Genomic DNA, 15,031 nt, shown 5'->3' on the forward strand with positions numbered 1-15,031 from the left:
GATCTATTTGACAGCGTAAAGTTGTTTGTGTTACAAAAATAGTTGTATTGCTTCGAATTAAAGGTCGAGTCCAAAGGTGCTTCTTAGTTTTTCGATAAGCGGGTTTTTCTCTTTAAGCTTTTCGTATTTTTCATGCGGAGTATAGGCAAACTTTTTTTCTACGGTTTCATTCACGTTGATCATTAATTGAATACCGTAATTGTTGAGTTTTTCACGTAGAAATCGTAAAAGTTTGGGTTTTCCCTTTTCTAGTTGTGATTTCATTAAATCATTAGGAACCGTTATGCCTACTTTAAAGTTTTCAAATAACTGGGGTTCATCTGAAGCTATGATGGCCGCCATACTGCGCTCTCCCATATCTTGTAATTTAAAATAGTACTTTTTCCAGGTATCCTTTAATAGGTCATGAGTAAAAGCTGTTCTAGGATAATTGTCGTAATTTTCCTCTTCATTTGATCCTTTAAATTCCTTCTTTTGATGAATACTCTTTAAAGAAAGTGCAGAAGTACGACGCTTAATGTTTTTCAGCAAAGGTTTTTGAGCTGGCTCAGTGGGTGTTTTTGAAACCAAGGGCTCGGTTGGTTTGGTCTCGGAAGCAAGTCTATTAATTTTTTCCGCTACTTGACTTGTAGAAGAAGAAATGCTACTTTTTTTGGGTGATAAAGAGGTGAAAAACGTAGCAGGTATTATGTAGTTACTAGATTTTTTTTTTGCTCCATCAAATGTGATAGAGGCTATTTGCATTAGGGTAAGTTCTACCAGCAAGCGTTGGTTTTTACTACTTCGATATTTCAAATCACACTCATTCGCTTTATCGATCGCAGTAAGCAAAAATTGCATATTTGCTTTGGTAGCTTGTGTTAGGTATTTCTTTTTAGTATTGTCGCCAACTTCTAGCAAGGAAACAGTAGCAGCATCTTTGGCAACCAATAGATCTCTAAAATGACTGGCCAACCCATTAATAAAATGATGTCCTTCAAACCCTTTTGACAAAACAGAATTATAGGCCATAAGAACCTCTGGAATATTATTTTCCAATAACAAATCAGTTATTTGAAAATACACGTCATAATCTAGTACATTCAAGTTCTGGGTAACTGCCTCTCTTGTTAAGTTACTACCCGAAAAACTAACTACCCTATCAAAAATAGAGAGTGCATCTCGCATTGCTCCATCCGCTTTTTGTGCTATAATATGCAAAGCATCATCATCGGCCGTAATATTTTCCTTAGCACAAATAGTTTTTAAATACTCTTTGGCATCTCTAACACCGATGCGTTTGAAATCAAATATTTGACAGCGTGATAAAATTGTTGGTATAATTTTATGTTTCTCAGTGGTTGCTAAAATAAAAATAGCGTGCGCAGGTGGCTCTTCCAAAGTCTTTAAAAAAGCATTGAATGCCGCTTGAGAAAGCATGTGCACCTCGTCAATGATATATACCTTATATTTTCCGGTTTGAGGCGGAATTCGAACTTGATCGGTCAAATTACGAATGTCATCTACAGAATTATTAGAAGCTGCATCTAGTTCGAAAATATTAAATGCAAAATCGTCGTTGGCATCATTACTATCCTCCTGATTTATTCGTTTAGCCAAAATACGAGCACAAGAGGTTTTACCAACTCCACGTGGACCAGTAAACAATAAAGCTTGAGCTAAATGATTGTTTTTTATAGCATTCTCTAACGTATTGGTTATGGCCTGTTGCCCTACAACGTCTTCAAAATTTTGAGGACGATATTTACGCGCTGATACTATAAAATGCTCCATTAATTACAATTGTTTACTAGAACAAAAATAGAAAACCCAATAACAACTCACAAACAAATTTAATTGAGAAAAATGAAAGTTGTAAACAATGGACAATTATCGCTGACAAGTGATATAATAGTATCTTTGAAAAAAAAGTAAAAAGATGGATTTATTTTCTCAATTAGATGATACACCTAGAAACTTGCTACCTAAACAAGGCACCGTTTTGTATCATGGATTGATACTGGATAAAAAGAAGTCGGATGACTATTATAACTATTTGCTGAACACTATAGAATGGAGAAATGACGAAGCAATTGTTTTTGGAAAGCGAATTGTTACCAAAAGAAAGGTTGCATGGTACGCTTCGCAACCTTTTGAATATTCGTATTCAAACATCACAAAAGTAGCTTTGCCTTTTACTGAAAAATTGATAGCGCTAAAAACCATCATAGAAAGAGAAACGAACGAAACTTATAATTCCTGTCTGTTAAACTTATACCACGATGGTACTGAAGGAATGGCTTGGCATGCCGATGGGGAAAAAGATTTAAAAAAAAATGGCGCTATAGCTTCTGTAACTTTTGGCGCTGAGCGAAAGTTTGCATTTAAGCATAAAGAAACCAAAGAAGTTGTATCACTTATATTGCAACACGGTTCTTTATTAGTGATGAAAGATGAAACACAAAGCCATTGGCTACATAGATTACCGCCCACAAAAATAGTGCAGAGACCCCGAATTAACCTAACCTTTAGAACTATTGAAAAGTGATTAGACCCTATTAAAAATATATAAAAATAGCATAGAAATAGATAAGATTCAATACCGATTAGAAAAACTACAAGAAGTTCTAGGTGTTACATCAAACAAAAGCTCAAAAACACCTATGAAAACCGTTTTTTCATTGAAAATCAATTAGGTATAAATACGTTCAACAACTATAGTCACGAAGCAACTAAAAACAAACAAGCACTTTTACTTGATATACCAAATATTATTGTAAATTTGGTAAATACGTCAAACCAAAACGATATAAAAATTATGGAAAACGCAGAGATAACTACGACTAGCGTTACTGTTAACGGATTGGTGTTGAGTTTGTCAGATTTTAAAAAATTTGATACCAACATTAAAAAAGAGGATAAGCCCCAAGGACCCTTGGTGAATATTTCTTTAAACGAAACAGCAACTAGTACAAATAAACCGTATACTGTTACAGTATTGGCTTATTTACCAAACCAAGTATTAAATCCTTTAGAACCACAGAACAGAACAGGTTTAGCATTATCAGGTACTGAAATTTATTTAAACTATTATGGTACTGTTGATGTTAATATATTAAAAGATGGGAGCCCTGTATCCATGAAATGTAGAGACTTTAGAGTAGAATTCAATTGTTTAGAAGAAACTCAAGACTATGATTTATACTATGTTCAATTTACCTATGAACTAGAACCAGAAGCAGGTTCTGTAGATGCAATTTTAGTTCGTGACCAAGATGATGATCCAGAAACGGATAGGGGTACAGTTACTGCACCTGCGGATGGTGAGTAGAGAAAAATTCCTTTTCTTTTTTACAACTTTATTGATTTTCTTACTTAGTAAAAATGGGTTTAGTCAAAATAAAGTAGCTAAAGACCTTGATTTTCTTAAGAGCAGAGGTAGTTATTTTTGTGCAAAAGAAAAAGAAGAAGTCTTTTGTAAGGCATTTCAGTTTTACTTGGATAAAAAGTTTGATTCTTGTTATGCTTACAGTACAAAGGCTTTAATGGTTTTAAAAAATGATAATGTTGAAAAAAAAGATATTCTTAATTATATTCAAGGAGCTTCGGCAATAAGAATGAGACTGCTGAAAAAGGCGTTATCGAGTATTTTACAAATCTCGGAAAGTGATAATTTTACGTCTTTAAAGCATCAAAAAATTGGTCGAATTTATTTAGGTTTAAAAAAGTTTAATAAAGCATTAGATCATTATGAGAAATGGGAAAAGAAAAGTGAGGTTGTAAGTTTAGAATTACAAAAAATTGCTTTTCATAACATAGGGCTATGTTATATTCACATTAAAAAATATGATAAGGCAAAAGATTATTTTTTAAAAGGACTTAAACTTATTAAACAACGTGATACTATTTCGTTGATTAGGTCGAAAATGGAACTTGGAAATATTTATTATAATCAATATTTGGATGAAGACGCGATTCCTTTGTTTAAAGAAGCTTATGCCTTAGCTAGTTCTTTTTCAGACCTAGATTTAAAGGAAAAAACAACACTGAACATGGCTGTTGTAGAGCGCAATAGAAAACGGTATAAACAAAGTGTTGATTATTATAGAGAGTATAATAAATGGAAGGATTCTATTTGGAATCGAGATAGAATATGGGAGCTTGCCGAACGGGATAAAAAGCTAGCATTGGCGGAAAAGCAACAAGAAATTACAATACAAAATGAAACATTAAAACGTCAAAAAGTGGTACAAAACAGTTTGTTATTAGGTGCCTCTGGTTTAATAATATTTATTATTGTTTTAGGATTCTTTTATAGAAAACTAAAAAAACAAAATGCACTGATTACGCAACAAAAAGAAGATTTGAATGCTGCCAATAAAACAAAAGATTATTTGTTTTCGGTGGTGTCTCATGATTTACGTTCACCTATAAATGCTATTAGATCTCAACATGAAGAACTAAGAAATCATATAGCTAATCGTGACTTCCCTGGTATAGAAAATGCTACCGAAGCAGCCATTGCAGTTACTGAAAGTACAAGTCATTTGCTTAACAATGTATTACATTGGTCATTAGAACAGAGTAATCAATTAATATTTGACACTAAAAGTTATGGTATAAAGCCTATGGTACAACATGTTTTGCATGATTATACTGCATTGGTTAAAGTTAAGGGTATTAGTATACATAGTACATTAGAAAATGTATTAGTAAAAGCTGATAAGGAGTCATTAAAAATTGTATTGAGAAACTTGTTAGATAATGCAGTTAAATACATGAATCCATCAGGTGAAATAATAATAAAGGCAGGTGTTTATTCAGAGACAGAGGCATGCATTACAGTGCAAGATACGGGTGTAGGAATATCAGCAGAAAAGTTACAAAAGATAAATGCTTTAAATGATCTCACCATCGATAAGATTGATAGGTCAAAGGGCGTTGGACTTGGTTTGTTACTTTGTCAAACATTGATTAAAAAGAACAATGGCCAACTCGTTTTTGAGAGTCAACTTGGAAAGGGAACCAAGATAACAATTTTGTTACCTAGAGTTATTGTGTAAGAAATGGTATTAAACTAGAGTAAAATGTATTGAAATATTCATGTTTCAATACATTTTTTTTATCGTATTGATTCGTTTAATAATCTCATCATATACAAAACAATAATAATCGTGGTATTTAGGAATTAAAACATTAGTAAGGTTTTGAGTTTTTTTGAGAGTTTCTAAATCAAACAGACCTAATTCTTCAACTTCTGTTTCTTGTCGTGTTAAACTTTCAACCGAAGTGTTTAGCGCTGCTATAAATACATGGTGGAATTCATTGTCAATAATTCCGTTTGGATGTGTTATCTGGTGTTTTCGTGTGCCTATTTTAATTAAATTTTCAGAGAAAATATCATAGCCTATTTCTTCTTTAATTTCCCTTACAGCGGCCTTAAGTATTGGCTCACCTGCTGCTATATGCCCAGCTACAGAAATATCCCATAAGCCCGGAAATACAGTCTTTGTTAATGCTCTTTTCTGAAGTAAAATTTCATGATTTGTAGTGTATAACCAAATATGAACTGTAGGGTGGAAGTAACCATATCGATGAGCTACAGACTTTAAACAAGTTTTACCTGTATATGTACCATTTTCATCGAGAATATCTATAAGTTCATCCATTTTGTTAGATTTCCCTCTTATTTTGTCAGATTAAAATTAGGATTATAGATTAAACCAATACTATTTCCAAAAGGATCTTTTACGGTTGCCGTTATGATTCCACCGCCAACATTATAAGGTTTTTCATGTTCTGTTGCTCCTAAAGCAATCATTTGTTTGTATGTTTCGTAAATATTTTCAACGCCCCAATAGGAAACAACACTTTCCGCTTTGTCTTTGATGATTCCATCATCGGATTGTAGGCCTAATTCATATCCACCAATAGTATATCCGACATAGAAACCCTCATCAAAATAAGGTTTGGTGTTAAAAACTTCCGTGTACCACTGTTTTGCTTCTAGTAGGTTACTCACCTTATAAATGGTTGTTCTAAGCCCTAAAAACTGATGGTCTTTCATTTAAGTAGTATTTTACCCGAATAGTGATACTCTAAGTAGTTTATAAGAAACGATTCCTTTATATAAATCTTGACATAGAATTTTTCAAGTGAAGAAACATCATTATAAACAAAGAATAAGATTAAACTTTCGATAAAGAAGCCTTAGTTTATAACGATGTTTCCATCAATTATTTGAAATAAGAGAAATCGTCTCCGTTTTCTATTTTTAATAAACTTTCATAAATCATTTTGATCACATTTTCTACATCATCTCTATGAACCATTTCAACAGTAGTGTGCATATAACGTAGTGGAAGTGAAATTAAAGCAGAAGCAACGCCACCATTGCTATAGGCAAAGGCATCTGTATCAGTGCCAGTTGCTCGAGATAATGCTGAGCGCTGAAAAGGAATTTTGTTAGCTTCTGCTGCATCAATAATTAAATCGCGCAATTTCTGCTGTACCGCAGGAGCGTAAGCAACCACTGGTCCTTTTCCCATTTCTAAATGACCTTCTTTTTTCTTTTCGATCATTGGTGTTGTTGTGTCATGTGTTACATCAGTAACAATGGCTACGTTGGGTTTAATAGTATGTGTAATCATCTCAGCACCGCGTAATCCAATTTCTTCCTGCACAGAATTGGTAATGTATAAACCGAAAGGTAACTTCTTTTTGTTTTCAAATAACAAACGAGCCACTTCCGCAATCATAAAACCACCCATACGATTATCTAATGCTCTACACACAAACTTGTTTTCGTTTAGTATGTGAAACTCATCAGGGTAGGTGATAACACAACCTACATGAACACCTAGTTTTTCAACTTCTTCTTTGGTAGAACAGCCACAATCAATAAAAATATTATCTGGTTTAGGAGGTTCTTCTTTTGTTTTACTACGCGTATGAATTGCTGGCCAACCAAAAACACCTTTCACAATGCCGTTTTTAGTATGAATATGAACTATTTTACTAGGAGCTATTTGATGATCACTACCTCCGTTTCTAATAACATAAATAAGTCCATTATCAGAGATGTAATTTACATACCAAGAAATTTCATCAGCATGTCCTTCAATTACAACCTTGTAGGGTGCTTCTGGGTTGATAACGCCAACAGCGCTACCATAAGTGTCAGTAATAAACTCATCTACATAAGGTTCGAGATAATTCATCCATATTTTCTGACCTTCCCACTCATATCCGGTAGGAGCTGCATTGTTTAAGTATTTTTCTAAAAAATCTAATGATTTCTGATTTAAAATTGATGTTGAAGCCATATTTTTTATGTATGATTATATAAATTATCCTTGAATTGTTAAGATATTAACTCCAAAACTTACGTTTTTCATTTAATTCTTCCTGCTCTTTAATTTGTTGAGGAGTAAGTACTTTTAGGAAAGAAGGATGCTGTTCAATTGCATATTGAATTTTCTCTACAATATCATCAATATTGTCATTTTCATAATCGATATCTAAAGGGCCTTTAACAATCATAGATTGTAAAACATTTCGCTTTTTTATTTGTAAGCCCTTTTTATCAAAAGATCTTCTAAAACCATCAATTACAATCGGAACAACAATAGGTTTAAATGTTTTTATAATATGAGCAGTACCTCTTCGAATAGGTTTAAAGGCAGTAGTAGTACCCTGTGGAAAAGTAACCACCCAACCATCATCAAGAGCTTTTCCAATATTAGAAATATCAGACATTTTTACTTGTCTATTAACATTTTTCCCAGCATTTCGCCATGTTCTATCAATAGAAATCGAGCCTGTATAAGCAAAAATTTTAGGCAAAAGACCTGAGCGCATAGTTTCTCCAGCGGCTACATAGTATATGTTTAATTTTGGATGCCATATGTAACCTATATTTCTAATGTTATCTGCACGACCTTTTAAAGAAGCGTTAAACACATGGAACATGGCGGCAACATCAGCGAAATAAGTTTGATGATTTGATATGAACAGGACATTTTGATCAGGGAGCTGACGTATGATTTCAGAGCCTTCAATCTGAAGGTCATTAAATCTACGATAACGTCCGTGAGAAATAACTCCTAATATCCGTATAAGCCATTTTTTTATCCATAAGATATGTCCGAAAGGATTTCTTTTAAATAAGGGCATGTTGGTGTGTTTTTCAATTTTAGTAATGCTAAATTACAAAAGAAAACGAAGAATGCTACTATTTAATCAAATCTTTAATTTCCGAGAGCATCATGGCGGTAGCACCCCATACATTGTAATTATTTAATTTAAAGCAAGGTACTTCAATGTTTTTCATATAAGAGGTGTTCATAGATACAGAAACAAGATTGCTATCGTTAAGTAAATCTGCTACTAATACCTCTATAACGGTAGCTACTTCATTATTGGGAATGAACTTAGGCTTGTGTTTACAAAAGCCCATGAAAGGAGCGACAATAAAGTTACTAGGCGGTATATAAGTATTCGATAATTGTCTAATGATGGTTATATCATCGTTTGCTATGCCAACCTCCTCATCGGTTTCTCTTAAAGCAGTTTCTTCCAAGGTACTGTCTTTTATATCCACTTTACCTCCAGGGAAACTTATTTGAGCTGAATGAGTGCCATTGTAGCTCGCTCTTTCAGTTAAAATAAATGTAGTTCTGTTTTGCTCGTCAGGATAAAATAATGCTAAAACAGCCGCTTGTCTAGGCGTTTTGTTTTGTATCATTTTTTCTGAATACTTTTTTCTTAATTCTGGTGCTAATTTAAACTGAGAGTCTAAACCACCTAAAGAACTGCGTTGAAAATGTTGTATTTGATCAATAAAATCAGAGAAAATCATATATGTACTCTATTTTAAAACAAACATATTATTTTAGCGTACAAATACCAATATTTTTTGGCGTATATTTTGTGTTTGACTAAAAGTAAAAATCTAATAAAGAAAGTATGGGGAAAGAATATAAATATAGAAAACTCGTTTTGAGTTTAATTTTTGATGCGATTGGTTATGTATCGTATTTAATTCCGGGTATAGGAGAATTGACAGACATAGTTTGGGCACCAGTATCAGCGTATTTAATGACCAAGCTTTATAAAGGAAATAAAGGGAAAATTGCCGCAGTTGTTTCGTTTATAGAAGAAGCCGTTCCAGGGTTAGATGTAATACCTACTTTTACTCTAATGTGGTTGTTTACCTATGTATTTACATCATCAAAAGAAAAAGAGAAAACAATTGAAGTGTAATAGCATTACAAGAACAGTTCAATTGTTTTAATGAATCTTTGATATATGCTTAATGTTTTTTATTTTTTCATGCTTAAAAAAGAAAAACGATAATTTATTCCTAGGTTAATGAAAGCGGTGCTAAGGTCTCCTCCTTTGGCTTTTACATAGCCAACAGCACCTCTAAAGTATAATTTATCAGATAGTTTATAATTTGCGCCAATACTGGGTTTTACAATAAGTCCCTGACCAGTACTTATACCACCTCCACCGGCTGCTCCTCCTAAAATTTGGGCAAAGAAAGAGGTACTATTACTAAATAAATTTGGAGACTGTATCCCAAAGCCAACAATACCTTCTGCATAAGCACCAGCATCTCCGAAATTGGCAAAGGATGTTTCTCCAGCGCCATAAATATATTTGTTTAAGAAAAAATTAAACTGCAAAGAAATTTGTTGCATGTTTTGTCTAAAACCACCATCTCTTTGTGCGTCAACATAAAGCTCTTGTTTGACAATAGTCTCTAGTCCGATAAATTTCCCTTCGGAAAAATTAGTCAGCTTTGATGTTATACCATCTTTGTCAACATAGTATTTTACGCCAAAACCAAAAGAAGAAGTGACAAAGTGAGAGTTTGGACTCATTAGATACCCTTTATTAATGGTTGCATACACATTATTGAATAGTTTTTGCTCAATTGAAATGTCAGGGTAAATTAAAAAACCTCCTTTAGTGTCAACACCTCCACCACCGCCGGCACCAATACCAAATTTAGCTAAGATGTTTGTGTTATTTTTGTTCATTGATAAGTGATAGCCACCTCCTAAAAATATGTCCATATATCCTGCTTTGATACCGTGGTATGCACCATCTGCTTTTACAAAAAATAAAAAACTATCAGTGAGGTAAGAATTTAGTTCGAAACCAGCTAAACGTATGGTTCGATCTTTGTAAGATCCTTTGGTGACATGAAGATTGTTTAAATGAACTAATAAAGAATATCGATTGCTAGGTCTATTCCATTCGGTGTTTTTTAAGTCGTTAAAAGAAGCCTCATTTTCTCGGTGACTAAATTTAGAGGTTTCGAAGGATAATGGGATTTGAATACCTGCATAAAATTGACTACTTTTTATGTCTCCTTTGTCAAAAAAGTTAATATAACTATATCCAGCGGTCGTAGAGAAATACTTGAAATCATACCCTAAAGTTAAATGAGGTAAAATAAAAGCACCACCACCATCAGGAGCACCAGCACCACCTCCGCCGCCGAAATGAATTCCAGAGTCAATAAATAATTTATTAGTTAATTTAAATTGAGTTCCTAAATTAACGCCTAAAGTAAAAAAACCACCTCTAATACCGGCAATTGCTCCATAAAACCCGACACCAGTGTATGCCCATTTGGAGATTTTTAGATTGTAATGTAGCCCAGAGAAATCCATATTTACTTCATTATTGGGCATAGTAATAGATAAAAAATCTAATTGACCAAAACCGAACTGGGTAGTTTTTTCTGGGGATTTTTCTTGTCCATGTATAAAACAAACACTCAATGTTAAGCCTAACATGAGTGTTCTTAGAATTATGTTTTTAAACATTTAAATATTACAAGTTAATTTTTAATGATGAATTTTCTTTCTTTGACCATTTACATATGACGCTATAAAAGCATCTTTAAAGCCAATTTTAATAAGTTCTTTTTTCAAATACTTAGCTTCACTTAGTGTAGAGAATAAACCTAAAGAATATTTAAAATAATTATTGTCTGAAGAAACAATTCCAGGGATTATTTTTTTGGAAACTAAAGGATATTTCTTTGAAGAGAAAACACCTATTTGAACGGAATAGATAGTACTACCTTTGGTGTTTTTTGAAACCTCACCTGCTACTTTTCCTAAATTCCCAGTAGTTAATGAAGATTTTGACCTCGTTTGTTTGTTCAATTTTTGCAAACTATCGATTACTCGTTTCGCCTCTTCCGCTTTAATTTCGGAAATATTGACATCATTTTCAATGATCATTCCATCACTGTTAAGTGTTCCACTAGCGAATAGATAAATAACCCCAAAAGAGAGTCCTAAAAAAATTCCTAGTAAAATAGCCAGTGTTCTTGATTTTTCCTTATGATGACTATATGTTTCTTGAAGCTCATTTAATTCCTTTTCAGCTTCCTCTCTCTTAAGTTTAGCTGCATCAATATCTTCTTGCATCAATTGGTACTTAGCTTCTTCTATAAATGGCATACCTCGTTTGTTTTAATTGTGATTTTTCGACTACTAAAATACAAATCTTTTTTAATTAATGTTTTTCTATTGTAATTATAATTCCTTTAGAGGCTGGCGTATTACTAATTCGAGCCTTACTTTTTATAGGAACCAATACATTAGCCTCAGGAAAATAGGTCGCGGCGCATTGTTTAGGGATGCTATATGGTATGACTAAAAATTTTTTCGCAATTCGTTGTTCTCCATTAAAATGACCAACTAAATCAACACTATCTAATTTTTTTAAATTTAATTTTTTCATATCGTAAGGGTTCATAAATACCACTCTGCGTTCATTTAAAACACCTCTATAACGGTCGTGTAATCCGTAAATCGTAGTATTGTATTGATCGTGAGTTCTAATTGTCATTAATAGAAACTCATCTTGATTGAGAACAATATCCGAAGGCTTGTTAATAGAAAAATTAGCTTTTCCTGATGAAGTAGGAGAGAAGTCATTATCTCTAGCATTGTTAGGAAGATAGAATCCTCCTTTTTGACGGACTTTTCTATTATAATTATTGAACCCTTTAATGGTAGCTTCTATTTTATCTCTAATTGAATCGTAATTAGAAATTAATTCAGACCATTTTACGGTTGATTTTTTTAAAGTTGCTTCTGCAATACCAGCAACAATTGCTGGTTCGCTTAATACATACTGTGAAACAGGTCTTAAATGTCCTGAAGATTGATGAACAACTCCCATTGAATTTTCAACAGTAACGAATTGTTTTCCATTTTTTTGAATATCTTCTTCCGAACGACCTAAGCACGGGAGTATGAGAGCCCTTTTACCATGTACTAAGTGACTTCTATTGAGTTTGGTTGAAATATGTACCGTAAGCTTACAATTACGCAATGCTGTAGCTGTAAATTCGGTATCAGGAGTTGCCGAAATAAAGTTGCCCCCCATTGCGATAAATACTTTTGCTTTATGCTGATGCATTGCTTCTATAGCATTAACAACATCATAACCGTGTTTACGAGGTGCTTGGAATCCAAATTCTTTTTCTAGCGACTTGATAAAAGTTTCTTTAGGTTTTTCCCATATTCCCATGGTTCGATCTCCTTGAACATTTGAATGTCCGCGCACAGGGCAAGTTCCTGCACCTTTTTTTCCAATACTTCCTTTAAGTAATAATAAATTTACAACTTCTCTAATGTTATCAACACCATTTTTATGCTGCGTTAATCCCATGGCCCAACAAATAATAATGTTATCATTATCAATTATTAATTGTGATGCTTTTTTTATTTCAGGAAGTGTAAGTCCAGTTTGTGGTAATAGTTCTTCTATAGTATACGTGTCTAAATCAGCTAAAAACTCATCAATACCATGTGTCTTTTCTTTGATAAACTGATGATTGAAAACGGAATTAGGTTGTTCTTTTTCCTTTTCCTTCATTAGCTTTAAGATGATTTTTAATAAAGCAACGTCTCCGTTAATTTTGACTTGTAGAAATAGATCGGTTAATTTTTGGCCTTTACCTAACCATTTTAAAGGGTTTTGAGGGTCTACGTAGTTCATTAAACCAACTTCTGGTAAAGGGTTTACAGTAATAATTTTACCACCCTTTTTTTTGGTTTCACTCAATGCAGTGAGCATTCTAGGGTGATTTGTTCCCGGATTCTGCCCCATAACAATTACCAAATCTGCATGATTAAAATCATCTAGAGTAACCGATCCTTTTCCAATACCTAATGTTTCTGACAAACCAGCACCACTACTTTCATGGCACATGTTAGAGCAATCGGGTAAATTATTTGTGCCAAATTGACGAACAAAAAGCTGGTACAAAAATGCTGCTTCGTTACTTGTTCTTCCAGAAGTGTAAAAAATGGCTTCGTCGGGTGAACTTAAACTGTTCAATTCTTCACCAATTAATTTAAAGGCATCTTTCCATGTAATTTCTTCATAATGCGCCCCCCCTTCCTTCAGAATCATAGGTTGGGTAATTCTTCCGCTTTTACCAATGTCAAAATCTGACCATTCTGAAAGTTCTGAAACAGAATGTGTGGCAAAAAACATGGGTGTAACCTTGTTTTTGGTAGCTTCTTCTGCAATGGCTTTGGCGCCATTTTCACAGTACTCCGCTAAAAAGGCTCGTTTTTCATCAGGGTCTGGCCATGCGCAACCGGGGCAATCGAAACCATTAGTTTGGTTTAGGTTTTTTAGTAAACTGATTCCTCTACTGATTCCTGTCTCAGAAAAAACATGCCGTAACGCGGATTTTATAGCTTTTATTCCAACAGCTTTTTGCGGAATATCATTTAATTCAATACCGGTTAATTTTTCTGGTGGTTGTGCATGTGATTTGTTAGTACTCATACTTTTATATATTGTGGGTTAGAGTATATCGTTATTTTATTATTTCTATTAAAACCTATAAGGCAGATACCAAATTCTTTGGCGAAATCTACGGCTAATGATGAACAGGCAGAAACAGCTATAATAATAGGGATTTTAGCAAAAAAGGCTTTAGAAACAATTTCATAAGAAACTCTACCACTTACTAACATCAACTTAGCTTTTTGTGTTTCGTGTTTATGAAGTAAGTTTCCGATACATTTATCTACCGCATTATGCCTTCCAATGTCTTCTTTACAGGTTAATAAGTTTTCATTGCTATCAAAAATAGCACAAGCATGGCTGCCACCAGAAACTTTAAATAAGTTTTGATGAGAAACCATTTGCAAAGACATTTTTTGTATTTCTTGCAGTGTTAGATTATAATTACTATTGATAGGAGCGCCTGAGACGAGTAAGTCACTAATCTCTTTTTTACCACAAATACCACACGATGAAACAGATAAGAGTGTTCGTTTATTTAAGTAACCTTTACCCAGGTTTTTTTTAGGAATTTCTATGTTTAGAATATCGTTATAGTTAGTATTAGATTCAACTGTTTTAACTTTGAAAGGCTCTTTAGTTCTATAAATGTCTTCAGCATATAAAAGACCACGTATTAGTTCAATATCATCTCCCGGAGTACGCATGACAACGGTATAAGGCTGATTATTAATGTTTATTTGCAATGGGGCTTCGATAACCAATGTGTCTTCTTGTTTGGAAGAACTGGTAAAAGTTGTTTTTATAGATTGATACGCTCTGGCTTGTTCCATAAAAATCAAAGGTAACGAATAAAAAAAATAAAAATAGAATTGAACTAGATTTTAATAATTAACTTTATAGTTTTGTTTTTAATTAGCAGAATAAAAGAGTGCGATAACAATGAGGCAAATTATAATTTTATATATAATTTTTAATAGTGCAGTGAGCTTATGTCAGGTAAAAGATACGATACCTAGTTTTGTTAACGACTATTATTTGGTGAAAGATGGTGATTCTTTAATGATCCAATTGAATGAAGTGTTAATCTTGCCAAAGCATAAATTTGGGTCGAGAATTGATGTACACTATTATTATTGGTTTAGAAAAAAAGTGTTTAAAGCATACCCTTACGCTATACTCGCCTCTAAAAGACTAGATAGCCTAAATCTAAGACTCACTAGAATTAAGTCTAAAAGGAAGAAGAAGCAATATG

At 33.3% G+C, this 15,031-nt stretch carries 15 protein-coding genes (1 of these 15 cut by a window edge); 5 read left to right on the forward strand and 10 right to left on the reverse strand.

Annotated features, from left to right (window positions below; genetic code table 11):
- Positions 1–57: 57 nt before the first annotated feature.
- Positions 58–1,773: a DNA polymerase III subunit gamma/tau gene (locus AC2TDS_RS00460; RefSeq protein WP_484737166.1), complete on the reverse strand. Its 1,716-nt coding sequence runs from the start codon at positions 1,771–1,773 to the stop codon at positions 58–60.
- A gap of 145 nt (positions 1,774–1,918) precedes the next feature.
- Between AC2TDS_RS00460 and AC2TDS_RS00465 the strand changes: the two genes are divergently transcribed.
- From AC2TDS_RS00465 to AC2TDS_RS00475, 3 genes are all read left to right on the forward strand, one after another.
- Complete coding sequence (locus tag AC2TDS_RS00465; RefSeq protein WP_484737167.1) at positions 1,919–2,527, forward strand: alpha-ketoglutarate-dependent dioxygenase AlkB family protein; 609 nt, start codon at positions 1,919–1,921, stop codon at positions 2,525–2,527.
- Positions 2,528–2,797: 270 nt separating this feature from the next.
- Positions 2,798–3,310: a hypothetical protein gene (locus tag AC2TDS_RS00470; RefSeq protein WP_484737168.1), complete on the forward strand. Its 513-nt coding sequence runs from the start codon at positions 2,798–2,800 to the stop codon at positions 3,308–3,310.
- Positions 3,300–5,042: a tetratricopeptide repeat-containing sensor histidine kinase gene (locus AC2TDS_RS00475; RefSeq protein WP_484737169.1), complete on the forward strand. Its 1,743-nt coding sequence runs from the start codon at positions 3,300–3,302 to the stop codon at positions 5,040–5,042. Before AC2TDS_RS00470 ends, AC2TDS_RS00475 begins: the two co-directional genes overlap by 11 nt.
- A 45-nt stretch (positions 5,043–5,087) precedes the next feature.
- Here the strand turns inward: AC2TDS_RS00475 and AC2TDS_RS00480 are convergent, their stop codons facing one another.
- The 5 genes from AC2TDS_RS00480 to AC2TDS_RS00500 form a co-directional block, all read right to left on the reverse strand.
- Complete coding sequence (locus AC2TDS_RS00480) at positions 5,088–5,648, reverse strand: NUDIX hydrolase (protein WP_484737170.1); 561 nt, start codon at positions 5,646–5,648, stop codon at positions 5,088–5,090.
- Positions 5,649–5,665: 17 nt separating this feature from the next.
- On the reverse strand, positions 5,666–6,046 hold the full coding sequence (locus tag AC2TDS_RS00485) for a VOC family protein (protein WP_484737171.1): 381 nt from the start codon (positions 6,044–6,046) through the stop codon (positions 5,666–5,668).
- Between the two features lie 169 nt (positions 6,047–6,215).
- Positions 6,216–7,304 (reverse strand): M42 family metallopeptidase, encoded by a 1,089-nt coding sequence (locus AC2TDS_RS00490; RefSeq protein ID WP_484737172.1) that lies wholly within the window; start codon positions 7,302–7,304, stop codon positions 6,216–6,218.
- A 46-nt stretch (positions 7,305–7,350) separates the two neighbouring features.
- Complete coding sequence (locus AC2TDS_RS00495; RefSeq protein WP_484737173.1) at positions 7,351–8,154, reverse strand: lysophospholipid acyltransferase family protein; 804 nt, start codon at positions 8,152–8,154, stop codon at positions 7,351–7,353.
- Positions 8,155–8,212: 58 nt separating this feature from the next.
- Positions 8,213–8,839 carry an NUDIX hydrolase gene (locus tag AC2TDS_RS00500; RefSeq protein WP_484737174.1) on the reverse strand — a complete coding sequence of 209 codons (627 nt, stop codon included), beginning with the start codon at positions 8,837–8,839 and terminating at the stop codon, positions 8,213–8,215.
- Between the two features lie 107 nt (positions 8,840–8,946).
- On the opposite strand from AC2TDS_RS00500, the gene AC2TDS_RS00505 reads away from it, so the two are divergent.
- Complete coding sequence (locus AC2TDS_RS00505; RefSeq protein WP_484737175.1) at positions 8,947–9,243, forward strand: hypothetical protein; 297 nt, start codon at positions 8,947–8,949, stop codon at positions 9,241–9,243.
- Between the two features lie 59 nt (positions 9,244–9,302).
- Here AC2TDS_RS00505 and AC2TDS_RS00510 read toward each other — a convergent pair whose 3' ends face one another.
- From AC2TDS_RS00510 to fdhD, 4 genes are read right to left on the reverse strand one after another with little or no spacing between them, the layout of a single operon-like run.
- A complete protein-coding gene (locus AC2TDS_RS00510; protein ID WP_484737176.1) occupies positions 9,303–10,820 on the reverse strand; it encodes a hypothetical protein in 1,518 nt (505 codons plus the stop codon).
- 21 nt (positions 10,821–10,841) lie between these two features.
- Positions 10,842–11,465 (reverse strand): SPOR domain-containing protein, encoded by a 624-nt coding sequence (locus AC2TDS_RS00515; protein WP_484737177.1) that lies wholly within the window; start codon positions 11,463–11,465, stop codon positions 10,842–10,844.
- 55 nt (positions 11,466–11,520) lie between these two features.
- Positions 11,521–13,815: an FdhF/YdeP family oxidoreductase gene (locus AC2TDS_RS00520; protein WP_484737178.1), complete on the reverse strand. Its 2,295-nt coding sequence runs from the start codon at positions 13,813–13,815 to the stop codon at positions 11,521–11,523.
- Positions 13,812–14,609, reverse strand: a complete 798-nt coding sequence (fdhD, locus tag AC2TDS_RS00525) for a formate dehydrogenase accessory sulfurtransferase FdhD (protein WP_484737179.1) — start codon at positions 14,607–14,609, stop codon at positions 13,812–13,814. The genes AC2TDS_RS00520 and fdhD overlap by 4 nt, the downstream gene beginning before the upstream one ends.
- 109 nt (positions 14,610–14,718) lie before the next feature.
- Here fdhD and AC2TDS_RS00530 point away from each other — a divergent pair, with 109 nt between their 5' ends.
- Positions 14,719–15,031 carry the start of a DUF4294 domain-containing protein gene (locus AC2TDS_RS00530; RefSeq protein ID WP_484737180.1) on the forward strand. It continues 416 nt past the right edge of the window, so 313 of the gene's 729 nt are visible here — the first part of the coding sequence; it begins with the start codon at positions 14,719–14,721; its stop codon lies off the right edge, out of view.

Source organism: Tenacibaculum profundicola (genome assembly GCF_057220795.1).